Source organism: Citrobacter portucalensis, assembly GCF_023374935.1.
GTDB classification, from domain to species: domain Bacteria; phylum Pseudomonadota; class Gammaproteobacteria; order Enterobacterales; family Enterobacteriaceae; genus Citrobacter; species Citrobacter portucalensis.
Genome location: NZ_CP092466.1, coordinates 2759096 through 2782420 on the forward strand (window position 1 = coordinate 2759096; position 23325 = coordinate 2782420).

A 23325-nucleotide genomic window follows, 5' to 3' on the forward strand; every position below is an offset into this window, starting at 1 on the left:
TTATGTCGCTTAAAACCGTTAAATACTTCTCCACTATTATAGTCGCTGCAATCGCAGTTTTCGCCGGATGGTGGATGTGGAATTACTATATGCAGTCGCCCTGGACACGTGATGGCAAAGTACGCGCTGAGCAGGTCAGCATCACGCCGCAGGTGTCAGGCAGCATTAGCGAACTCTATGTAAAAGATAACCAGTTTGTGAATAAAGGCGATGTCCTTTTTATTATCGACAAGACGCCATTTCACATTGCTGAACTGAATGCGCAAGCGCAACTGGCAAAAGCGCAGTCTGACCTGGCGAAAGCCAATAACGAAGCCAACCGCCGCCGTCATTTATCGCAAAATTACATCTCAGCCGAGGATCTGGATACCGCAAATCTCAACGTGAAAGCCATGCAGGCAAGCGTTGAAGCAGCAGAAGCCAGTCTGCGTCAGGCCCAGTGGCAACTGACGCAAACGGTGGTCAAATCCCCCGTGGCGGGCTGGGTCACAAACCTGTCTACCCGTACCGGTGATTACGCCTCAACCGGTAAGCCCCTGTTTGCCCTTGTCGACAGTCACTCTTTTTATGTGATGGGGTATTTTGAAGAAACCAAATTGCGCCATATTCGAGAAGGCGCACCGGCGACGATTACGCTCTACAGCGGCAATATAAAGTTACAGGGTCACGTTTCCAGTATTGGCCGTGCCATCTACGATCAAAGTGTGGAAAGTGATTCCGGCCTGATTCCCGACATCAAACCCAACGTGCCGTGGGTGCGTCTGGCGCAGCGTGTCCCGGTACGCATCGAATTCGACGCCTTGCCGCGGGAGGTCACGCTTGTGTCAGGTACAACCTGCAGCGTATCCATCGGCCAGCGTAAATGAAACTGCCCCGCCTGACACCAGGCAATTTGCCGTGGTTTAAAGCCACAGCGGCACAGTGGCGTTATGCGCTGCGTAACACCATTGCGATGTGTCTGGCGTTAACTTTTGCTTATTATCTGAATCTGGACGAGCCCTACTGGGCGATGACCTCGGCGGCGGTGGTTAGTTTTCCCACCGTTGGCGGGGTTATCAGCAAAAGTCTGGGTCGCGTGGCGGGTAGCCTACTGGGAGCCACCGCCGCATTGATTATTGCCGGTCATACTCTCAATGAGCCGTGGCTGTTTTTGCTGAGCATGTCAGTGTGGATCGGTTTTTGTACCTGGGCATGCGCGCACTTCACCAATAACGTTGCCTACGCCTTTCAACTGGCGGGTTATACGGCGGCGATCATTGCGTTTCCCATGGTCAATACCGTGGAAATTACGCAGTTATGGGATATCGCGCAGGCACGCGTGTGTGAAGTCATCGTCGGTATCCTGTGTGGCGGCGTGATGATGATGATCCTGCCCAGCACCTCCGATGGCACCACGTTACTGACTGCATTGAAAAACATGCATTCACGTTTACTGGAACATGCCAGTCTACTCTGGCAACCAGAAACCACGGATGCCATTCGCACAGCCCATGAAGGTGTTATCGGGCAGATTCTGACCATGAACCTGCTGCGTATTCAGGCATTCTGGAGTCATTACCGCTTTCGTCGCCAGAATGCTTTGCTCAATTCGCTGTTGCACCAGCAGTTACGGATGACCAGCGTGATTTCCAGTCTGCGCAGGATGCTGCTGAACTGGCCTAATCCCCCGTCCAACACCCGGGAAATCATCGAGCAGTTGCTCAGCGAACTAATAAAATCCAATGCGAATAGCTACACCGTCGCATGTATTATTGCCCCGCTGCGGCCCGTCGATGCCCGCGACTATCGACACGTCGCCTTCTGGCAACGACTGCGTTATTTTTGTCGGCTCTACCTGCGCAGCAGTCATTATCTGCATTTACTGGAAAATGGTGTTACCGCCGAGCGTATTAATATCGCCCGCACGCCGGGACTTGCCCGTCATACCGATAATGCGGAAGCTATCTGGAGCGGGTTGCGTACGTTCTGCACTTTGATGCTTATCGGCGCATGGAGCATTGGTGCACAATGGGAATCAGGCTCTGGCGCACTCACGCTCGCCGCGATCAGCAGTGTGCTGTATTCCGCCGTTGCCACACCGTTCAAGTCGCTTTCTTTGCTGATGCGTACGCTGGTTCTACTGTCGCTATTTAGCTTTGTGGTTAAGTTTGGCCTGATGGTGCAAATTTCCGACCTCTGGCAGTTTATTCTCTTTCTCTTCCCACTACTCACCACCATGCAACTGTTGAAGCTACAAATGCCTGCCCTGGCAGGTCTTTGGGGGCAGCTGATTGTATTTATGGGTTCGTTTATCGCGGTGACCAATCCGCCGGTATATGATTTTGCTGATTTCCTGAATGACAATATGGCGAAAATCACCGGCGTGGCGCTGTCATGGCTGGCCTTCGCCATTCTGCGGCCCGGATCGGATGCACGGAAAAGTCGCCGCCATATTCGCGCCCTGCGCCGGGATTTTGTCGATCAGCTCAGCCGACATCCATCACTGAGTGAAAACGAATTTGAATCGCTGACCTATCATCACGTCAGCCAGCTCAGCAACAGTCAGGATGCGCTGGCGCGACGCTGGTTACTACGTTGGGGGGTCGTATTGCTGAACTGCTCGCACGTGGTGTGGCAACTGCGCACCTGGGAGGCGCGTTCCGATCCGCTGGCTCGCGTCAGGGACGTGTGTATCTCGCTGCTGCGCGATGTCATGAGCGAACGTGGCGTCCAGCAACGACCACTTAATGCCACGCTGAATGAGCTACAGCGCATCTGCGATACGCTTGCCCACCATCATCAACCCGCTGCGCAGGAACTGTCGGCACTGGTCTGGCGGCTACACTGCTCGCTTTCACAACTCGAACAGGCGCCGCCGCCGGGCACTCTCAGTCGTTGATTATTTGATAACACCACAGGCGTAGCGCGCTCCGCCACCGCCAAGCGGTTTCGGTTGATCGGACATATTATCGCCGCCCACATGGATCATCAGCGCCTTACCTTTAACCTCATCGAGCGTTTTAAGCCGCGGCGCAACGACCGGCGTTGTGGCGTTACCGTCGTTATTCACCACCAATAGCGGCAGGTCGCCCATATGACCTGCACCTTCCGGGCCTTCATGTTTGCCGGTTTGATGCGGATCATAATGGCCACCAGCCGATTCTGCGGCTGAGGCTTTCCCTTCTTTAATCGCGGGTTGGCAGCTGCCGTTCATATGCACATGGAAGCCATGTTCACCTGGCGGCAACGCTTTCAGATCGGGCGTAAACTCCAGCCCCTTTGCGGTTTCAGCAATAGTGACCGTACCAATCGCCTGGCCGACGCCTTGCGACGTGACCAGATTCATCGTCACTTTTTCTTCACTGGCAGCCTGCGCACCTGCACAGGCGAGTAGAGTGATGATGGCCAAACTCAAACGCTTCATAAGACCTCCGTCCAAAAGGTGTCTGATTGTTAAGTGTAAACCAGTGACACAATTTTGAACGGAGATGCGCCAAAAACGCGATTAGGGTACGTCGTAACCCAGCGCCGCTTTACGAATGCGGAACCATTGCTGGCGAGACATGTTCAGCGACTCAGACTCAATGGCAGCACGTACGCGCTCTATTTTTCCTGAGCCAATAATCGGCAGCGGCTGAGACGGCAGACGTAAAATCCAGGCGTATACCACCTGCTCAATAGATTGCGCATTCAACTCTTCAGCGATCACAGCAAGCTCATTACGTAAAGGCTGGAAAGCATCATCATTAAACAGGCGACCACCGCCGAGACAGGACCAGGCCATCGGGCGAATGCGCAGCTGTTGCAGTTGATCTAAAGTACCATCCAACAGGAGCGGCTGATGTACTGGTGAAATTTCTACCTGGTTGGTCGCCAGAGTAAACGGCAGACGCGATTGCAGCAATGAGAACTGTGCCGGGGTGAAGTTGGAGACGCCAAAGTGACGCACTTTGCCACTATGGTGCAATTTTTTAAAAGCGTCGGCGACATCGTCAGCATCCATAAGCGGATCGGGACGGTGGATCAGCAGCAGATCAATATGATCGGTCGCCAGCAGCTTCAGCGACTCTTCCGCACTGGCAATAATATGTGCACTGTCGGTGATGTAGTGGCCCAGCGCATTTTCCGCGCGCGCCGTCGTCGCGATCCCGCATTTAGTCACAATCTGCATTTTTTCACGCAAATGCGGAGCCAGTTTCATTGCCTCACCAAACGCCGCTTCACACTGGTATCCACCGTAAATATCGGCGTGATCGACGGTGGTCACGCCAAGATCCAGATGCTCTTCAATAAAGCTGACTAGCTGGCGCGCGGACATATTCCAGTCCATCAGGCGCCAGTACCCCATCACAAAGCGAGAAAATTCCGGGCCTTGCGGCGCAATAGTAATACGCTGAACCATAGCAGCTTCCTTTTAAGTGAATGTGCCTCGAGTATACGCAATTACGCTTTTAAAAGAGTGAAGGTTGTTGCGGTTCTTCCGAAGGATTGGCTTTATTTGCACGTAATTTACGCATCAGGCGCTGACGACAAAGCCGCAGCACTTCCTGCTTTTGGGTATCGCTCATCTTTTGCCAGTTAAAACGCTCATCCCGACTGCGAAAACAGCCACGACAAAAGCCGCGTTCGTCAGACTGACATATTCCACGGCATGGGCTCTGGACGGGGAAAAACTCCAGCTGTTCGGCCACATCCCCTCCTTTAATAAGATTGATATACTTATTGAAGACGTTAACTGAATTTCTCGCAAGCGCTATTGCATTAGACCGACTGGTCTATTACACTCCTTTTCATGAACAAAATCACTGAACACGATACACGCGAACATCTGCTGGCGACTGGCGAACTGCTGTGTATGCAGCGCGGCTTCACCGGCATGGGTTTAAGCGAACTACTGAAAACCGCTGAAGTACCCAAAGGTTCGTTTTATCATTATTTTCGCTCTAAAGAAGCGTTCGGTGTCGCGATGCTGGAACGCCACTATGCGGCCTATCATCGGCGACTGGCTACGCACTTTGATACGGGAGCGGGAAACTATCGCGACCGCATTCTGGCCTACTATCAGGAAACCCTGAATCAGTTTAGTCAGCACGGCATTATTAGCGGCTGTTTAACAGTAAAACTGTCTGCCGAAGTGTGCGATCTGTCAGAAGATATGCGCACTGCGATGGATAAAGGCGCGCGGCACATTATTGTGCTGTTAGCGCAGGCGCTGGAGAAAGGTCAGGCCAGCCATTGTCTGTCCTTTGTTGGCGAGTCGTTACAGCAGGCGCAGGTACTGTATGCGCTGTGGCTTGGCGCAAACCTGCAGGCCAAGATTTCTCGTAGCGCCACTCCGCTGGAAAACGCGCTGGCGCACGTTAAAAACATCATCACAACGCCTGCCGTTTAACAGGCGTTTTTATTTTCTTTATTACTAGACGACCGGTCTATTCAGGAGTGCCACATGTCATCTGAAAAACTGTTTTCCCCACTGAAAGTGGGTGCTATTACGGCAGCAAACCGCGTATTTATGGCGCCACTGACGCGTCTGCGCAGTATTGAGCCTGGCGACATCCCTACTCCGCTGATGGCCGAGTATTACCGTCAACGCGCCAGCGCGGGGCTTATCATCAGCGAAGCGACGCAGATTTCCGCACAGGCGAAAGGCTATGCCGGAGCACCCGGCTTACATAGCGAAGCGCAAATTGCCGCATGGAAGAAAATCACTGCTGCCGTACACGCTGAGCAAGGTCATATTGCTGTCCAGTTGTGGCACACTGGACGCATCTCTCACGCCAGTCTGCAGCCAAACGGTCAAGCTCCAGTTGCACCTTCTGCGATTAGCGCTGGAACCCGCACCTCGCTGCGCGATGAAAACGGCCTGGCAACGCGTGCCGATACCTCAATGCCACGCGCGCTGGAAACTGAAGAGATTCCGGGCATCGTTAATGACTTCCGTCAGGCGATAGCAAATGCGCGCGAAGCGGGTTTCGATATGGTTGAACTGCACTCTGCCCACGGCTACCTGCTGCACCAGTTCCTGTCGCCAACGTCTAACCAGCGTACCGATCAATACGGTGGCAGCGTCGAAAATCGTGCGCGTCTGGTGCTGGAAGTGGTTGATGCCGGTATTAAAGAATGGGGTGCCGATCGCATTGGTATTCGCGTCTCCCCGATTGGCACTTTCCAGAACGTAGACAATGGTCCGAACGAAGAAGCCGATGCGCTGTATCTGATTGAACAATTGGGCAAGCGTGGAATCGCTTACCTGCACATGTCTGAGCCGGACTGGGCCGGTGGCGAGCCGTATTCCGATGCGTTCCGCGAAAAAGTGCGCGCGCGCTTCCACGGCCCTATCATTGGTGCTGGTGCTTACACCCCAGAAAAAGCAGAAGCGCTGATCGAGAAAGGTCTGATCGACGCCGTTGCTTTTGGTCGCGCCTATATTGCTAACCCGGATCTGGTGGCGCGTCTGCAACGCAAAGCAGAACTGAATCCGCAACGTGCCGAGAGCTTCTACGGCGGCGGCGCGGAAGGTTACACCGACTATCCTACCCTCTAACGTCACAATCTCCGTTCTGCCATTGATAGCGGCGTAACAACGCCGCTATACTAAAACAACATTTTGAATGTATTAGCCATTTTCGAAGGGGAAAAAGATGCGTTTACTCCATACCATGCTGCGCGTGGGTGACCTGCAGCGTTCCATCGAGTTTTATACCAACGTGCTGGGCATGAAGCTGCTGCGTACCAGCGAAAACCCTGAATACAAGTACTCTCTGGCTTTTGTCGGCTACGGTCCTGAAACCAGTGAAGCAGTAATCGAACTGACCTATAACTGGGGTGTCGACAAGTATGATCTGGGTACTGCCTATGGCCATATCGCCCTGAGCGTAGACAACGCGGCTGAAGCCTGTGAACGTATTCGCCAGAATGGCGGTAACGTAACGCGTGAAGCAGGTCCAGTAAAAGGCGGCACCACAGTGATTGCGTTCGTTGACGATCCGGACGGCTACAAAATTGAGTTGATCGAAGAGAAAGACGCCGGGCGCGGCTTGGGCGATTAATCACCCCCTCGGGCGCAGATCGTCTGTGCCCATAGTTTTATACTCATCATTTTGCCATAATACGCGCTGCAATTTTCCCGTATTAAGAGACCCAGATGTCCGATAACGCTCAACTTTCCGGTCTGTGTGACCGTTTTCGTGGTTTTTATCCTGTCGTCATTGATGTCGAAACCGCAGGGTTCAATGCCAAAACCGATGCGCTGCTTGAGATTGCCGCCATCACACTGAAAATGGATGAACAAGGCTGGCTGATGCCGGACACGACGTTACATTTCCACGTAGAGCCGTTTGAAGGTGCCAATTTGCAACCGGAAGCGCTCGCCTTTAACGGTATTGACCCTAACAATCCGCTACGCGGTGCGGTCAGCGAATATGATGCTTTGCATGCCATCTTCAAAATGGTGCGTAAAGGCATTAAAGACAGCGGCTGCAATCGGGCAATCATGGTGGCGCATAACGCTACGTTCGACCACGGTTTTATGATGGCGGCGGCAGAACGCGCCTCGCTCAAACGTAATCCGTTCCATCCATTTGTCACCTTTGATACGGCGGCATTAAGCGGCCTGTCACTGGGGCAGACTGTGTTGTCAAAAGCGTGCCTGGCGGCGGGAATGGAGTTTGACGGGAATCAGGCGCACTCGGCGCTGTATGACACCGAACGTACGGCCGTGCTGTTTTGCGAAATCGTTAACCGCTGGAAACGTCTCGGCGGTTGGCCTCTTCCCGTGCCTGAAGAAGCGTAACGGCGACATAAAAAAAGCGACCATTTCAGGTCGCTTTTTTACTTCTGCTGGTATTACTCAGCGTCCGGCTCTTCGGTTTTGTATTTCGCTGCTGTTTCTTTAATCAGCTGCTGCAACTCACCGCGCTGGTACATTTCGATCAAAATGTCACAACCGCCAACCAGTTCACCATCAACCCACAGTTGCGGGAAGGTCGGCCAGTTTGCGTATTTCGGCAGTTCGGCGCGAATATCCGGGTTCTGCAGAATATCAACGTAAGCAAAGCGTTCACCACAGGCTGACAGCGCCTGCACAGCCTGTGCGGAGAAACCGCAGCTTGGCAGTTTAGGGGAACCTTTCATGTACAGGAGAATCGGGTTTTCAGCGATCTGGCGCTGGATTTTTTCGATAGTGGTGCTCATTATCTTGCTTCCTTAAACTTCTTTTACGGCAGTAGTCTGACATTGTAACGGGTCAGACAGGCAACGGAAAATAACATTTTCATTACGCGTTATTATTTTATCCCCTGACGCTAAAAGTTGCATTCACAATCTCACTTATCCCCTTCAAACATGTGGATTTGATTATCCGTTCACCAACTCAAACGTTAATTGCTGTTTTTTTTTGCGGTCGGTTACGAAACATAGTTTTAAACAAAAAAAGCTATTAACTTTCCCTCTTTCTATAGATTAGAATCGTCAAGTTTTGAAAATCACACGCAGGCACGATAGACCTGCCTTACCAGAGGACTGCTCAGTGGCGCGGATAAACCGAATCTCGATCACGCTCTGTGCTTTGCTTTTTACTACACTGCCTTTTACGCCTATGGCTCATGCTTCCAAGCAGGCCAGGACGACACCTACCAGTACTCACCCACTCAAGACGGTAGATAAAAAGAAAAGCGCAACAACCAGCCAAAAAACAACAAAGACCAGCAAGAAAACGGCGACAAAGACCACCAGCAAAACCAGCACCAAAACCGCTTCCTCTTCTAAAAAACGCACAGCCGCTCCGGCAAAGTCGACTAAAACTGCAAATCGCCGTGGTAAAACTGCCGCAGCACAAACCGCAGCCGTTACCTGGACGGAAAAATGCACACCGCGCAAAGGTCATAAACCACGCTGCGTGAAGGTGAAAACCACTGCACCGACTACGCTTGCTGACGCACATAAAGTGAAAGTGCAGAAAGCGACTAAAACCGCTATGTCCACCTTGATGAACCAAATCGGCAAACCTTATCGTTGGGGCGGCTCCTCGCCAAGAACCGGGTTTGACTGCAGCGGTCTGGTTTATTACGCCTATAAAGATCTGGTGAAGTTCCGCATTCCGCGTACCGCGAATGAAATGTACCATCTGCGTGATGCCGCACCAATTGAACGTGGCGAACTGAAAAATGGTGATCTGGTATTCTTTCGTACCCAGGGTCGCGGAACAGCCGATCACGTCGGCGTCTACGTCGGCAACGGTAAGTTTATTCAGTCACCGCGCAGCGGGCAGGAAATTCAAATCACCTCTCTGAGCGAAGATTACTGGCAGCGCCACTATGTGGGCGCTCGTCGGGTAATGACGCCAAAAACAATTCGCTAAAAACTTACCCTACAGAACATGCTGTAGGGTAAGTTCTTCTTTTGCATAACCTTTCAATTTGCTACCCTATCCTTACTCACAATGAGGCTATTGTGTGTACTCAATATAAATAATAAGGAGAGAAGCAATGTCGTTTGAATTACCTGCATTACCGTATGCCAAAGATGCTCTGGCACCGCACATTTCTGCCGAAACGCTGGAATATCACTATGGCAAACACCATCAAACCTACGTGACCAATCTGAACAATCTGATTAAAGGCACGGCGTTTGAAGGCAAATCACTGGAAGAGATCGTTCGTAGCTCTGAAGGCGGTGTATTCAATAACGCAGCACAAGTATGGAACCACACGTTCTACTGGAACTGCCTGGCACCAAACGCAGGTGGTGAACCGACCGGTAAACTGGCTGATGCAATTGCCGCCTCCTTTGGCAGCTTTGCAGATTTCAAAGCGCAGTTCACCGATGCCGCTATCAAAAACTTCGGTTCTGGCTGGACCTGGCTGGTAAAAGGAACGGATGGCAAACTGGCTATCGTCTCCACCTCCAACGCAGGTACTCCGCTGACTACCGACGCGACGCCGCTGATGACCGTTGACGTATGGGAACACGCCTACTACATCGATTATCGCAATGCCCGTCCTGGCTACCTGGAACATTTCTGGGCACTGGTGAACTGGGAATTTGTTGCGAAGAACTTCGCAGCATAAAAAAGATAACGCAGAAGGACTTCCTTCTGCGTTTTTGCATTAATTCGCGGTAGTGAAAGCCTCTTCAGGCTGTCTTCTTGCGGAAATGAACACCAGTAGCAGCGCAAGACCCGCCACAATCGCCCCCATCACCGGTACAAAACTGTAGCCCAGGCCGCCAGATATCACCGCCCCACCGGCCGCAGCCCCCAGAGCGTTCCCCAGATTAAACGCGCCAATATTGACTGACGATGATAATCCAGGCGCTTCGCTGGCAACGCGCATCACACGCATCTGCAACGGTGGAACGACCGCAAACGTCGCCGCGCCCCAGACCACCATACTGACCGCCGCTCCCAGCTCATTACGCGCAAGGAAAGGAATGGCCAGCATAATAACCATCAGCAGCAGTAAAAAGCCTTTCAGCGTACCGTTGACTGAACGGTCAGCCAGTTTGCCGCCAAAATAGTTACCGATCGAGAAGCCAACGCCTATCAACACCAGCATCCCGGTAACAAATGCCGGTGTAGCATGAGTGATAGTATGCAGAACCGGCGAGATGTAGGTATACAGCGTGAACATCGCCCCTGCACCCAGTACGGTAGTCAGTAACGCCGACAACACCTGTGGGCGCATCAACACCGCCAGTTCGCTTCGGACATCCGGGCGCTCTCCTGCTCCACCCTTGGGTAATGAGAAGAACAGGCTGACCATCGCAATGACGCCCAGCCCCGCAGTGGCCATAAACGACATGCGCCAGCCGATGGTTTCACCAAGCCAGGTCGCCGCCGGAACGCCGCCAATATTGGCGATGGTTAACCCCATAAACATCGTTGCCACGGCGCTGGCCTGCTTATGTTTGGGTACCACACTGGCTGCAACCACAGAACCGAGACCAAAAAAGGCTCCATGGTTAAGACTGGTCAAAATACGCGATAGCATCAGCGTGGTGTAATCCGGCGAGATAGCCGAAAGAACATTACCCAGCGTGAAAATCGCCATCAGGAATATCAAAGCATTACGTCGCGCACGATGAGACAGCAGCAATGTCATCAGCGGTGCACCTACCATCACACCTACCGCATAAGCGCTGATCAGCATGCCAGCCGCCGGAATCGAGACGTCCACACCTTTGGCAATGACGGGCAACAACCCCATTGGCGAAAACTCGGTGGTGCCAATACCAAACGCCCCGATTGCCAGCGCCAGTAAAGGGTAATTGATTTTCATATTTCGACTCCATATCGTCGAGCCGTGGCACGACATAAAATAAGAGTCAAAAGCATGACATTGATCGCAAAATTAATAAAGTTAACAAAACTGCAAAAGACTTTTGCTTATTCGCAAACAATAGCGGGGAAAAACGAGTCGAAGGGATGAGGGAGAGCTAACTCCCTCGGGGAAATCAATGCAGCGCTGCGGTCAGACCACCCGCGACGATCAAACCCAGAACAATAATGGTAGTCACTAACGAAAATTTCAGATCGGTGCTCATCAAGTTTTCTCCTTTTTATTCCCACACAAAAAGTGATATTGCGCATTTTTACACACTTGAAAGCAAAAATCTCTCACGATTTATATTGATAACTGCTTTTAACTCTTCCCCTTTTCGTTAAGATCAGACAAAATTCCACGCTTACTTGATTAGCGTACCGGCCATTGACCCCTTCCTGACGTTCCGTGTCGTTTTCCCGGCGTGCCGCAACCCTTACGTTGCGATAAGGGTGTGTAAAGGCAAACGTTTACCTGGAGTATTCTCAGGAGCTTAGGATATGGTCTGGAGTGAGATGTAATGGCAACAATTAAAGATGTAGCGAAGCGAGCAAACGTTTCCACTACAACCGTATCACACGTAATTAACAAGACGCGCTTTGTCGCGGAAGAAACACGTAATGCTGTCTGGGCAGCAATCAAAGAACTGCACTATTCTCCGAGCGCAGTTGCCCGCAGCCTGAAGGTAAATCACACCAAGTCTATCGGCTTGCTGGCGACCAGCAGCGAAGCGGCCTATTTCGCCGAAATTATCGAAGCCGTTGAGAAAAACTGTTTCCAGAAAGGCTATACCCTGATCCTGGGTAACGCATGGAACAGTCTCGAAAAACAGCAGGCTTATCTGTCGATGATGGCGCAAAAGCGCGTTGATGGTCTGCTGGTGATGTGTTCTGAGTATCCGGAGTCGCTGCTTTCGATGCTCGGAGAGTATCGCCATATCCCGATGGTCGTCATGGACTGGGGCGAAGCAAAAGCCGACTTTACTGATACGGTCATTGATAACGCCTTCGAAGGCGGTTACATGGCGGGCCGGTATCTGGTAGAACGCGGTCATCGTGAGATTGGCGTGATCCCTGGCCCAATGGAACGTAACACCGGGGCCGGGCGTCTGGCTGGCTTTATGAAAGCGATGGAAGAAGCGCTGATTAAAGTGCCTGAAAACTGGATTGTCCAGGGCGATTTTGAGCCTGAATCCGGCTACCGCGCCATGCAGCAAATTCTGTCGCAGTCTCATCGTCCGACCGCGGTCTTCTGCGGTGGCGATATTATGGCAATGGGTGCGCTGTGCGCCGCTGACGAAATGGGACTGCGCGTACCGCAGGATGTCTCACTCATCGGCTACGACAACGTGCGCAACGCCCGCTTCTTCACGCCGGCCTTGACGACCATTCACCAGCCGAAGGATTCACTGGGTGAAACGGCCTTCAACATGCTGTTAGACCGTATCGTGAATAAACGTGAAGAGTCACAGTCTATCGAAGTGCATCCACGCCTGGTTGAGCGTCGCTCCGTTGCCGACGGTCCGTTCCGCGATTACCGCCGTTAAGCCTGTTGTGCGGGAGTCTCATCTGGCTCCCGCAGCCATTCCTTGTTCAACGTTTCACTATCTCCTAAATAGTCCAGCAGCCAACTCAATGCCGGTGACGTATCGTTCTGCTGCCATGTCAGGCAGCATGCGGCATCAGGAAAAGGGTTCTCCAGTTGCAGCGCAACCCATTTACCGCTATCGATCCACGGCTTGGCAAAATGCGTCGGTACCATGCCCACGCACAATCCCGCGGACAAACAGGTCGCAGAAGATTCCCAGTCCGGCACGACGACGCGCTTTTGGTTGTCCAGCAGCCAGGTAATACGCTTCGGCAATGTTCGGGAGGTATCTTCGCGCACCAGTGACGGCCAGTTGCGCAACGTGTCATCACTTAACGGTCCAGGCATTGACGCTAGTGGATGATGGCTGGCTACCACGCAGCTCCAGCTCAGCATTCCCATATCGCGGAAGGTATAGCGCCCCCCGACCGGAATGGCCTGTGTGGCCCCGATGGCCAGCTCCACACGCCCATCAGACAGTGCGTCCCACACGCCGTTAAACACTTCCTGAAAAACTAACAACTCCACATCATCAAAGTGACGGTAGAAATCCACGATCATCTGTCGGGTACGATCCGGGCGGACAATGTTATCGACGGCGATCGCCAGCTGTCCGCGCCAGCCGTTGGCAATTTGCTGACATTGCTGGCGCGTGATCTGCATTTTTTTGATAACAGAGCGGCCTTCTTTTAAAAACCATGCCCCGGCAGGCGTTAATTCCACATCCCGATGGCGTCGCTCAAAAAGTGGCACCGCCAGCCACTCTTCCAGCTGGCGCACGGTGTAGCTTACCGCCGAAGGTACACGGTGCAGCTCCTGCGCGGCCGAACTAAAACTGCCGTTACGCGCAACCGCATCAACCACTTCAAGTGAATATTCCGACCACATATTCTGCCTGCAAAAAATTTGAAATCAGTAAGCAAATATTAGCGTTTCACAGCGAGAATTACACTCACTACACTCAGCGGCATTGTTCTACTGCTAAAAAAGAGAAATGATGATGCAACCTGGGAAAGGGTTTTTAGTCTGGCTGGCAGGTCTTAGCGTGCTCGGTTTTCTGGCAACGGATATGTATCTACCCGCCTTTGCTGCTATTCAGTCCGATCTGCAAACACCTGCATCTGCCGTCAGCGCCAGCCTGAGCTTGTTCTTAGCGGGGTTTGCCGTCGCGCAACTGCTGTGGGGGCCGCTTTCTGACCACTATGGCCGCAAGCCTATTTTGCTGCTGGGTTTATCTATCTTCGCACTGGGCAGTCTGGGCATGCTATGGGTTGAAAACGCCACTGGTCTGCTGGTACTGCGATTTGTTCAGGCCGTTGGCGTCTGTGCGGCATCGGTTATCTGGCAAGCGCTGGTTACCGATTATTATCCTTCACAAAAAGTAAACCGCATCTTTGCCACTATTATGCCGCTGGTCGGGTTATCTCCTGCACTCGCCCCGCTATTAGGTAGTTGGATCCTGGTACATTTTTCCTGGCAGGCCATTTTTGCCACTCTGTTTGCCATTACTCTGATTCTGATGCTTCCGGCTCTGCGTCTAAAGCCAACGGCTAAAGCGCGCGATGACAGCCAGGATAAACTGACTTTCGCCACCTTGCTGCGCTCGAAAACTTACCGTGGAAACGTGCTGATTTATGCCGCCTGTTCCGCGAGCTTTTTCGCATGGCTGACGGGTTCCCCGTTCATCCTCAGCGAAATGGGTTATAGCCCAGCGGTAATTGGTCTGAGCTATGTTCCGCAAACTATCGCCTTCTTAATTGGTGGTTACGGCTGTCGTGCAGCGCTGCAAAAATGGCAGGGTCGTCAGCTGCTGCCCTGGTTACTCATTCTGTATGCCTTCAGCGTTGTAGGCACCTGGGCGACCGGCTTTATTCATCATGTTGCATTGGCTGAAATCCTGATCCCATTCTGCGTTATGGCGATTGCGAACGGCGCGATCTACCCTATCGTTGTCGCGCAGGCATTACGCCCTTTCCCACAGGCCACGGGACGCGCAGCCGCATTGCAGAATACGCTGCAACTGGGTTTATGCTTCCTGGCAAGCCTTGTCGTTTCTTGGTTGATTGCCACCCCGCTGCTCACCACCACCAGCGTTATGCTGACAACAGTATTGCTGGCTGCAGTGGGTTACAAAATGCAATCGCAGAAAACTGACGCCCCGCAAACAGATGATCGTGCGCAAGTTGCCCACGGAGAGTCGCACTAATAATGGTTGCGGGCACTTAGTTAGCCCGCTAACAATTATCGGTTGAATCGTCAAAAATTCAGGCATATACTGATTTACAGTTGTTAAAAAAACGATAATTTTAATGCGTTAACGGGGACAAGAACGTTCCCGTTTTACCACGGATGGCCTTTTCGGCAAGGGTTTCTCCCTTCCTCTGTTCTACGTCGGATTATAGATTCGCGGATTAATTCCGTGAGATTTCTCACAAAGCCCAAAAAAGCGTCTACGCTGTTTTAAGGTTCTGATCACCGACCAGTGATGGAGAAGCTATGAGTTCATCATGTATAGAAGACGTCAGCGTACCGGATGATGACTGGTACCGCATTACCAATGAATTATTGAGCCGTGCAGGTATTGCTATTAATGGCCCTGCACCGGCTGATATTCGAGTAAAGAACCCCGATTTTTTCAAACGCGTATTGCAGGAAGGATCGTTAGGGTTGGGTGAAAGTTATATGGATGGCTGGTGGGAATGCGACCGGCTGGACATGTTTTTTAGTAAAGTCTTGCGCGCCGGTCTTGAAAACCAACTCCCCCGCCACTTTAAAGATACGCTACGTATCGCCACGGCTCGCCTGTTCAATTTACAGACCAAAAAACGTGCGTGGATGGTCGGCAAAGAACATTACGATTTGGGCAACGATCTCTTTACCCGCATGCTTGACCCCTATATGCAGTATTCCTGCGCCTACTGGAAAGATGCCAACACTCTGGAATCTGCCCAGCAGGCGAAGCTCAAAATGATTGCTGAAAAATTGCAACTGAAGCCAGGAATGCGGGTGCTTGATATTGGCTGTGGCTGGGGTGGTTTATCCCAGTTTATGGCATCGCAATATGGCGTGAGCGTGGTGGGTGTGACCATTTCGGCAGAACAGCAGAAAATGGCACAGGAACGTTGTGCGGGGCTGGATGTCACCATTTTGCTGCAGGATTATCGCGACCTGAACGACAAATTCGACCGCATTGTCTCCGTCGGCATGTTTGAACATGTTGGACCGAAGAACTACGCCACCTATTTTGAGGTGGTCGATCGTAATTTAAAACCGGATGGTCTCTTTTTACTGCACAGCATCGGCTCCAAAAAAACCGACAATAACGTTGATCCGTGGATCAATAAGTATATCTTCCCAAACGGGTGTTTGCCGTCAGTTCGCCAAATTGCCAACGCCAGCGAACCGCATTTTGTGATGGAAGACTGGCATAATTTTGGCGCGGATTACGACACGACGCTGATGGCATGGCACGAGCGTTTCATGAGATCCTGGCCTGAAATCGCCGATAACTATACCGAACGTTTCAAACGGATGTTCAGCTATTATCTGAACGCCTGCGCCGGGGCGTTTCGTGCTCGAGATATTCAGCTATGGCAGGTGGTATTTTCCCGCGGTGTTGAACACGGTCTGCGCGTTCCCCGCTAATCTTTTTCGCCCCCGTAGCAACGGGGGCTTTACTCTCAGGCTTAGGCTCCCGCTTCGCCCGTTATGTTGCTGATGGCGCTTTCACGCGCCGCCAGGACACGCTCAACGGTATCAACCACCGCCTGCGTTTGGGGATCGATTTCGATATTAACCCGTGCGCCCAGCTTTTTCTTGCCAAGCGTCGTACGCTCCAGCGTTTCCGGGATCAAATGCACACAGAAACGTGTCGGCGTCACTTCACCGACCGTCAGACTGATACCGTCAATACCAATAAATCCTTTGTACAGGATATATTTCATCAGCGACGGATCCTGGACTTTAAACCACACCTGACGGTTATTCTCCGAGGTCAGAATTTTCGACACTTCGGCAGTGGTCATAATATGGCCCGACATTAAATGTCCGCCAATCTCATCACTGAATTTTGCCGCACGTTCAACGTTAACCAAATCTCCAACCTTCAGATCGCCCAGGTTGGTGATACGCAGCGTTTCTTTCATCAGGTCGAAGCTTATCTGGTTACCGTTAATTTCGGTGACCGTCAGGCAGCACCCATTGTGGGCAACCGATGCACCGGTCTCCAGCGCATCCAGCATATATTCAGGCAACTCCACAACATGCGTACGAAAATTTGGTTTTTCATCAATGGACACCAATTTTGCGGTGCCCTGCACAATACCCGTAAACATACTTCCTACTCCTGAACTCAATTAAGACATCTCTGCACAGCACAATAGCAGGTGGAAATTCAGGTTGCCAGCAATGCGCCACCAGCGCCTGTTTTTTCACTGGAGAATTACGTATTCCTCGCTACAATAGACTGAAATTTCCCCTGCTTTTTCTCCTTGCTGCCATATAAGGCGGCTTTTTTAGTCTCTCAAATAACAACAATATAGTGGTGTACACGTGCAAAAGTATGTAAGTGAAGCGCGTCAGTTATTAGCTCTGGCAATTCCGGTGATTCTTGCGCAAATCGCTCAAACCGCAATGGGATTCGTTGATACCGTCATGGCGGGCGGATACAGCGCGACGGATATGGCGGCAGTCGCCATTGGTACGTCCATCTGGCTACCGGCCATTCTGTTTGGTCACGGACTACTGCTGGCGTTGACGCCGGTAATTGCGCAACTCAATGGTTCCGGACGCCGCGACCGTATCGCCCATCAAATACGTCAGGGATTCTGGCTGGCGGGCAGCGTCTCCGTGCTGATTATGGTTGTGCTATGGAATGCGGGGTACATTATTCGCTCCATGCATAACATCGACCCGGCACTGGCGGATAAAGCCGTTGGCTACCTGCGTGCCCTGCTGTGGGGCGCACCGGGTTATCTGTTCTTCCAGGTAGCCCGTAACCAGTGCGAAGGATTAGCCAAGACTAAACCGGCGATGGTGATGGGATTTCTCGGCCTGCTGGTGAACATTCCGGTTAACTATGTTTTCATCTATGGGCATTTAGGCATGCCGGAACTGGGTGGCGTGGGTTGTGGTGTGGCAACAGCAGCGGTTTACTGGGTGATGTTTATCGCCATGCTCTCTTACATCAAACGTGCGCGTTCAATGCGCGATATCCGTAATGAGCGTGGTTTCCAGAAACCTGACACCGCAGTAATGAAGCGTCTGGTACAGCTGGGTTTACCTATCGCGCTGGCGTTATTTTTCGAAGTGACGTTGTTTGCGGTGGTCGCGCTGCTGGTTTCTCCACTGGGGATTGTCGACGTAGCCGGACACCAAATCGCACTGAACTTCAGCTCGTTAATGTTCGTCCTGCCAATGTCTCTGGCTGCCGCCGTCACCATTCGTGTCGGTTATCGTCTGGGCCAGGGTTCCACGCTGGATGCGCAAACCGCAGCCAGAACGGGTCTGGGTGTTGGTGTGTGCATGGCGGTCGTAACGGCAATTTTCACCGTGACATTCCGCGAGCATATTGCCCTGCTCTATAACAATAACCCGGAAGTTGTCGCCCTGGCGGCTCAGCTCATGTTACTGGCCGCTGTGTATCAAATTTCGGACTCTATCCAGGTTATTGGCAGCGGGATCCTGCGTGGTTATAAAGATACGCGTTCCATTTTCTTTATTACCTTTACGGCATACTGGGTGCTGGGTCTGCCGAGCGGTTATATTCTGGCGCTTACCGATCTGGTAGTTGACCGGATGGGACCGGCGGGATTCTGGATGGGCTTTATTATCGGCCTGACCTCTGCGGCGATACTGATGATGCTGCGGATGCGGTTTCTGCAACGCCAGCCGTCAGCGGTTATTTTACAACGCGCTGCGCGATAACCTCATAAAAGCCGCCGCCAGGCGGCTTTTTTCGCCTCAAAAGGGGCTGGCGTTTTTGGCGTTCATCCACGCTTCACTAATGGGATGCCTGAAATGCAGTTCACTGGCATGTAGCATCAGCCGTGACGTTTGTTCAGTCCCCGGCAGCAGACGCCCACCGTACAGATCGCACCCCAAAATAGGATGTCCCAACTGCTGACAATGGATCCGTAGTTGATGGGTGCGCCCGGTTTCAGGGGTCAGTTGCACCCGCGTCAAGGGGAGCAACGTCCCCTCTTCCTGACGATGATAAAAACGCTCGACAACCTGATAGCGCGAGCGCGCGGGTTTGCCGTTGAGAGCACAAATCGACATCAATGGAAACAGCGCCGGGTCTTTGGCAATCGCGGCGTCGATAACCCCTTCGTCGTTCTCCAGATGCCCGCATAACAGCGCGCTGTACACCTTAGTGACCGTACGCTGGCTGAACTGCTGGCAAAGCGCAGCGTTGATAGCCTTGTTACGAGCGACTACCATCAGCCCAGAAGTGCCGAAATCTAGCCGATGTACCAGCGTGCAGCCAGGGTAAATCTGTACCAGGCGGTGATGTACCGAATCGAGATTCTGCGGATTTCTCCCCGACAAGCTAAGCAGTCCGCTGGGTTTATTGATGAGCACCAGATGCTCGTCCTGATAGAGGGTCTCTATCTCGTCATGGCAAGGCGGGGCAATAAAGGTATCGAGGATCGTAGACATCAGGCGGCCAGAATGAAGTGTGGGCACGGATGATAACGAATTTTCACCGCAGTGGCGAATCGGGGCGCTGACACAATGACTGGCATGGTAGAGTGTGATTTATCCTGAGTGCGATGAGAGGGTTACTCTGTGCAACAAATCGATTTTTACATGGTGGATGCCTTTACCACCACGACGTTTAGCGGTAATGCCGCAGCAGTCTGTCCGCTCACGGACTGGTTGCCCGATGAAACATTATTAAAGATGGCGCAGCAGCATAACCAGTCAGAAACCGCTTTTTTTGTCGCCAATGAGAATGGTTTTGAGCTGCGTTGGTTTACCACTCAGGGAGAAATCAATCTTTGTGGACATGCCACGCTTGCCGCCGCGCATGTCATCTTTGAACATCTGAATTACCCGGAAACGAAAATCCAATTTGCCACCCGCTTTGTGGGACCGCTGACGGTCACGCGCAGCGGTGAATGGCTGACGCTTGATTTTCCGGCCTGGCAAAGCGAATCTGTCGTGCCACCTGCTTTACTGCTGGAAACATTAGGCATCACCGAATACAAAGAGGTGCGCGTGGCACGCGACTGCATGGTGGTGCTGGAAAATCAACAGCAGGTTGAGGCTGTGCGCCCGAACATCCACGCCATGCTTCCGCTGGGGAAAATGGTGTGTATCACCGCGCCGGGTGACGGGAAATACGATTTTGTCAGCCGTTTCTTCTGCCCGGGTGAAGCCGTCGCGGAAGACCCAGTCACAGGCTCGGCACATAGCATGCTGATCCCATACTGGGCTGCAAAACTGAATAAAATACAGATGCTGGCGCGCCAGGTCTCTGAACGCGGCGGGGATTTACGCTGTCAGTTAGCAGGAACGCGTGTTTATATCAGTGGCCAGGCGATAACTTATCTGACCGGTAAAGTGCTGCTGCGCTAGCAGCCTTACCCGCAATAACCAATCCATGGAGGATTTATGTCGAACAAACTCGTGCAGATACACTTTGATTTTCATGGTCCGTTTGGGGCTGAGATGTCGAATCAGCTCGTTGAACTGGCAGAATCAATCAACCAGGAGCCGGGGTTCATCTGGAAAATCTGGACCGAGAACGAAGCAAATCACGAAGCGGGAGGCATCTACCTGTTCCAGGACGAAGACACCGCTCAGACCTATATCAAAAAGCATACCGCCCGCCTGAAGCACCTGGGTGTGGAGGAAGTAACGTTCAAAATCTTCGATATCAATGAACCGCTAAGTAAAATTAACCACGGTCATATCAGCTAAACTTTTGCCTTAGACGCCCCCTCCCGGGGCGTTTCTTCATTTCCCCCTGCTTTCCCCTTTCAACAGCGATATCCCCGTCACCGCTCCAGGACAGTGATTTAGCCTGTGCCACGTTTGCAGTAGTTCACAAAATCAGCGTTAGCGAAAACTATCGCTGGCCGAACGAACTATGAAGGAGTATAAAATAATACAAACAGTATTATTTTATACAAAATGAATCACAAACTGCGACTGGAGATTCTCATATGACCGCGGACATTACACTGAACTCATCTGCTGGAAGCTTCCCGCCAGCAGGTCATTACTCGCACAGTACAACGGCTGGCGGATTCGTCTTCATTTCCGGGCAGTTGCCGGTCACTTTCGACGGCGAGAAAAAAGCGGATGCTTCTTTTGAAGATCAAACCCGGCTGGTACTCAAGAATATTGATGCTTGTCTGGCTGGTGCTGGGGTATCGCGTCAGCATCTGGTGTCTTTTCGCGTCTATGTGACGGATATGAACCAGTGGCCGACGTTTAACAAAATCTATGGAGAGTGGATCGGTGATTTCCGTCCATCCCGTGCAGTAGCAGGTGTTGCGGAACTTCATTATGGTTTTGCGCTGGAAGTTGAAGCTATTGCGTTGGCCCCGCAAGCGTGACGTTTAACAACATACAGGTGAACAACAATGACTGAAATGACACTGCCTGATTATAACGATGTTGCCGCTGCGGCAGAGCGCATCGCAGATTATGCCAACAAAACGCCGGTGATGACCTCCCGAACGGTAAATGAAGAATTTGGCGCGGAAGTCTTCTTTAAGTGCGAAAACTTCCAGAGAATGGGCGCCTTCAAATTTCGCGGCGCTATGAATGCGCTACGCCAGTTCACGCCACAACAACGCGCTGCGGGCGTCGTGACATTTTCTTCCGGCAACCATGCGCAAGCCATTGCCCTGTCAGCAAAGTTGTTGGGTATTCCAGCAACAATTATCATGCCGCATGATGCCCCGGCGGCCAAAGTTGCGGCGACGAAAGGCTATGGCGGAAAAGTGGTAACTTACGATCGCTATACTGAAGATCGTGAAAAAATTGGTCGGGACCTGGCAGAGAAACAGGGGTTAACGCTGATCCCCCCTTACGACCATCCGCACGTGATCGCAGGCCAGGGCACCGCCACAAAAGAGCTAATTGAAGAGGTGGGTCAGTTAGACGCCCTTTTCGTGTGTCTGGGCGGTGGCGGCCTGCTCTCAGGATCCGCCCTGGCGGCCAGACATCTGTCTCCTGACTGCATCATCTATGGTGTCGAACCTGAGGCGGGTAACGATGGTCAACAGTCGTTTCGTAGCGGCAAAATAGTTCATATCGATACGCCCAAAACCATTGCTGACGGTGCCCAGACTCAACATCTCGGGAACTATACGTTTCAGATTATCAAGCAAAACGTGAACGATATTCTGACTGTTTCAGACGCTGAGTTAATCGCCTCAATGAAATTTATCGCTGAACGCATGAAAATCGTCGTTGAGCCGACCGGGTGTTTGGGTTTTGCTGCCGCCAGAGCGCGTAAAGCTGAGCTTCGCGGCAAGAAAATCGGCATTATCATCAGCGGTGGAAACGTGGATATCAGTCGCTACAGTGAATTTCTGGCCGGATGATAAACAGGGTATCTGCCATGCAGATACCCTACTTTTACTGTCTTTACACTCCTGTCTGGAAAAACGCTCCCAGGTCACTGTAAACTGCTCGCAATCATGGCAACAGACATCACCGCAGGAGACTGGCATGCCAAAAACCGACAATAACTCGCTTCTCAGCCAAATTGATACTATCGCCAGGGGATTGAGTGAGACCTTCTCTCCGTTTTGCGAAGTGGTGGTTCATGACCTCAAAAATCCAGAACATGCCATTTTGTCCATCCATAATAATCTTTCCGGACGTCAACCTGGCCAGCCAGCAACCGAGCTTGGCCTGGCGAGAATCGCATCACCTGACTTTCCCAGCATCATTGCGAACTACAGTAATCAGTTTGCCGATGGCCGTCCGGTGAAAAGTACTTCCATTGGCATCAAGGACGAAGACGGCAAATACGTAGCGGCACTTTGCCTGAATGTCGATATGACGCTGTTCCGTGGTATGCAGAGTGCTCTTGCGCGTTTTACTGAAACTGAAAATTCCCCCATTAAGGAACATATCGATCCCGGCAGTAATGAAGTCATCCGCCAGCGTATTGATGACTTTGCCGCTAAACGCGCGACGACGGCCCGAGCCCTTAAACCTCAAGACCGTAAGCTGCTGATTCAACAATTACGCCAGGACGGTTTGCTGAACGTACGCAAATCTATGGATACGGTTGCACAGCATCTGGGCGTATCGAGGGCCACCGCCTATCTGTATGCCCGCCAGCCAGCTCAGGCGGGTGAATAAACAGGTTCAGATAGACCACACTTGCCGCGTATAGAATTTCTGTCCTTGATTCCCGACACGAAGCGCTCCCGCTCCACTAAAGGTGGCTTCGTGCCCGATATAGTTACCC

At 52.0% G+C, this 23325-nt stretch carries 25 protein-coding genes and 1 pseudogene; 17 read left to right on the forward strand and 9 right to left on the reverse strand.

The window, feature by feature from the left end; genetic code table 11:
• Positions 1-2: 2 nt before the first annotated feature.
• Positions 3-866, forward strand: a complete 864-nt coding sequence (locus LY264_RS13405) for an efflux RND transporter periplasmic adaptor subunit (RefSeq protein ID WP_048214266.1) — start codon at positions 3-5, stop codon at positions 864-866.
• A pseudogene (locus LY264_RS13410) lies at positions 863-2903 on the forward strand (FUSC family protein). The gene LY264_RS13405 and the pseudogene LY264_RS13410 overlap by 4 nt, the downstream one beginning before the upstream one ends.
• On the opposite strand, the gene sodC reads toward LY264_RS13410, so the two are convergent.
• The 3 genes from sodC to LY264_RS13425 form a co-directional block, all read right to left on the reverse strand.
• Entirely contained in the window at positions 2879-3403 is a 525-nt protein-coding gene (gene sodC, locus LY264_RS13415) for a superoxide dismutase [Cu-Zn] SodC (RefSeq protein WP_048214268.1), read from the reverse strand. The pseudogene LY264_RS13410 and the gene sodC overlap by 25 nt on opposite strands.
• A gap of 81 nt (positions 3404-3484) precedes the next feature.
• Positions 3485-4381, reverse strand: coding sequence for an aldo/keto reductase (locus LY264_RS13420; protein ID WP_048214269.1), 897 nt, complete (start codon positions 4379-4381; stop codon positions 3485-3487).
• A 49-nt stretch (positions 4382-4430) separates the two neighbouring features.
• Entirely contained in the window at positions 4431-4670 is a 240-nt protein-coding gene (locus LY264_RS13425; protein ID WP_003832768.1) for a DUF1289 domain-containing protein, read from the reverse strand.
• A 101-nt stretch (positions 4671-4771) separates the two neighbouring features.
• Here LY264_RS13425 and LY264_RS13430 point away from each other — a divergent pair, with 101 nt between their 5' ends.
• From LY264_RS13430 to rnt, 4 genes are all read left to right on the forward strand, one after another.
• Complete coding sequence (locus tag LY264_RS13430) at positions 4772-5371, forward strand: TetR/AcrR family transcriptional regulator (RefSeq protein ID WP_048226611.1); 600 nt, start codon at positions 4772-4774, stop codon at positions 5369-5371.
• Positions 5372-5425: 54 nt separating this feature from the next.
• Positions 5426-6523: an alkene reductase gene (nemA, locus tag LY264_RS13435; RefSeq protein WP_032943320.1), complete on the forward strand. Its 1098-nt coding sequence runs from the start codon at positions 5426-5428 to the stop codon at positions 6521-6523.
• 97 nt (positions 6524-6620) lie between these two features.
• Positions 6621-7028, forward strand: a complete 408-nt coding sequence (gene gloA / locus LY264_RS13440) for a lactoylglutathione lyase (RefSeq protein WP_048226613.1) — start codon at positions 6621-6623, stop codon at positions 7026-7028.
• A gap of 95 nt (positions 7029-7123) precedes the next feature.
• On the forward strand, positions 7124-7771 hold the full coding sequence (gene rnt, locus LY264_RS13445; RefSeq protein ID WP_048226615.1) for a ribonuclease T: 648 nt from the start codon (positions 7124-7126) through the stop codon (positions 7769-7771).
• A gap of 53 nt (positions 7772-7824) precedes the next feature.
• On the opposite strand, the gene grxD is transcribed toward rnt, so the two are convergent.
• On the reverse strand, positions 7825-8172 hold the full coding sequence (gene grxD, locus LY264_RS13450; protein WP_003832760.1) for a monothiol glutaredoxin 4: 348 nt from the start codon (positions 8170-8172) through the stop codon (positions 7825-7827).
• 334 nt (positions 8173-8506) lie between these two features.
• Here grxD and LY264_RS13455 point away from each other — a divergent pair, with 334 nt between their 5' ends.
• A complete protein-coding gene (locus tag LY264_RS13455; RefSeq protein WP_048226617.1) occupies positions 8507-9337 on the forward strand; it encodes a C40 family peptidase in 831 nt (276 codons plus the stop codon).
• A 127-nt stretch (positions 9338-9464) separates the two neighbouring features.
• The gene (sodB, locus tag LY264_RS13460) at positions 9465-10046 is read left to right on the forward strand and encodes a superoxide dismutase [Fe] (protein WP_003029205.1); all 582 of its coding nucleotides are present in this window, start codon (positions 9465-9467) and stop codon (positions 10044-10046) included.
• A gap of 39 nt (positions 10047-10085) precedes the next feature.
• Here sodB and LY264_RS13465 read toward each other — a convergent pair whose 3' ends face one another.
• A complete protein-coding gene (locus tag LY264_RS13465; RefSeq protein WP_008784665.1) occupies positions 10086-11255 on the reverse strand; it encodes an MFS transporter in 1170 nt (389 codons plus the stop codon).
• Positions 11256-11430: 175 nt separating this feature from the next.
• Complete coding sequence (gene cydH, locus LY264_RS13470) at positions 11431-11520, reverse strand: cytochrome bd-I accessory subunit CydH (protein WP_003029209.1); 90 nt, start codon at positions 11518-11520, stop codon at positions 11431-11433.
• 297 nt (positions 11521-11817) lie between these two features.
• On the opposite strand from cydH, the gene purR reads away from it, so the two are divergent.
• The gene (purR, locus tag LY264_RS13475) at positions 11818-12843 is read left to right on the forward strand and encodes an HTH-type transcriptional repressor PurR (RefSeq protein WP_048226619.1); all 1026 of its coding nucleotides are present in this window, start codon (positions 11818-11820) and stop codon (positions 12841-12843) included.
• Here the strand turns inward: purR and punR are convergent.
• The gene (gene punR, locus LY264_RS13480) at positions 12840-13772 is read right to left on the reverse strand and encodes a DNA-binding transcriptional activator PunR (RefSeq protein ID WP_003029215.1); all 933 of its coding nucleotides are present in this window, start codon (positions 13770-13772) and stop codon (positions 12840-12842) included. The two genes, purR and punR, sit on opposite strands and share 4 nt — an antisense overlap.
• Before the next feature lie 112 nt (positions 13773-13884).
• Between punR and punC the strand changes: the two genes are divergently transcribed.
• Both punC and cfa read left to right on the forward strand, forming a co-directional pair.
• Entirely contained in the window at positions 13885-15090 is a 1206-nt protein-coding gene (gene punC, locus LY264_RS13485) for a purine nucleoside transporter PunC (protein ID WP_032943314.1), read from the forward strand.
• A 290-nt stretch (positions 15091-15380) separates the two neighbouring features.
• Positions 15381-16529 carry a cyclopropane fatty acyl phospholipid synthase gene (gene cfa, locus LY264_RS13490; RefSeq protein WP_048226621.1) on the forward strand — a complete coding sequence of 383 codons (1149 nt, stop codon included), beginning with the start codon at positions 15381-15383 and terminating at the stop codon, positions 16527-16529.
• A gap of 41 nt (positions 16530-16570) precedes the next feature.
• Here cfa and LY264_RS13495 read toward each other — a convergent pair whose 3' ends face one another.
• Positions 16571-17218, reverse strand: a complete 648-nt coding sequence (locus LY264_RS13495) for a riboflavin synthase (RefSeq protein WP_003832752.1) — start codon at positions 17216-17218, stop codon at positions 16571-16573.
• Between the two features lie 217 nt (positions 17219-17435).
• Here LY264_RS13495 and mdtK point away from each other — a divergent pair, with 217 nt between their 5' ends.
• Positions 17436-18809, forward strand: a complete 1374-nt coding sequence (mdtK, locus tag LY264_RS13500) for a multidrug efflux MATE transporter MdtK (protein WP_008784661.1) — start codon at positions 17436-17438, stop codon at positions 18807-18809.
• A 36-nt stretch (positions 18810-18845) separates the two neighbouring features.
• On the opposite strand, the gene LY264_RS13505 is transcribed toward mdtK, so the two are convergent.
• Positions 18846-19544, reverse strand: coding sequence for an RluA family pseudouridine synthase (locus tag LY264_RS13505; RefSeq protein ID WP_048226623.1), 699 nt, complete (start codon positions 19542-19544; stop codon positions 18846-18848).
• A gap of 129 nt (positions 19545-19673) precedes the next feature.
• Between LY264_RS13505 and LY264_RS13510 the strand changes: the two genes are divergently transcribed.
• The 5 genes from LY264_RS13510 (at position 19674) to LY264_RS13530 (ending at position 23216) form a co-directional block, all read left to right on the forward strand.
• A complete protein-coding gene (locus LY264_RS13510; protein ID WP_048226625.1) occupies positions 19674-20465 on the forward strand; it encodes a PhzF family phenazine biosynthesis protein in 792 nt (263 codons plus the stop codon).
• A 36-nt stretch (positions 20466-20501) separates the two neighbouring features.
• Positions 20502-20810, forward strand: coding sequence for a monooxygenase (locus LY264_RS13515; protein WP_008784658.1), 309 nt, complete (start codon positions 20502-20504; stop codon positions 20808-20810).
• A 245-nt stretch (positions 20811-21055) separates the two neighbouring features.
• Positions 21056-21451, forward strand: a complete 396-nt coding sequence (locus LY264_RS13520; protein ID WP_048226626.1) for a RidA family protein — start codon at positions 21056-21058, stop codon at positions 21449-21451.
• A gap of 27 nt (positions 21452-21478) precedes the next feature.
• Positions 21479-22447 carry a threo-3-hydroxy-L-aspartate ammonia-lyase gene (locus LY264_RS13525; protein WP_048226628.1) on the forward strand — a complete coding sequence of 323 codons (969 nt, stop codon included), beginning with the start codon at positions 21479-21481 and terminating at the stop codon, positions 22445-22447.
• Between the two features lie 127 nt (positions 22448-22574).
• Entirely contained in the window at positions 22575-23216 is a 642-nt protein-coding gene (locus LY264_RS13530) for a helix-turn-helix transcriptional regulator (protein WP_048226630.1), read from the forward strand.
• Positions 23217-23325: the final 109 nt, after the last annotated feature.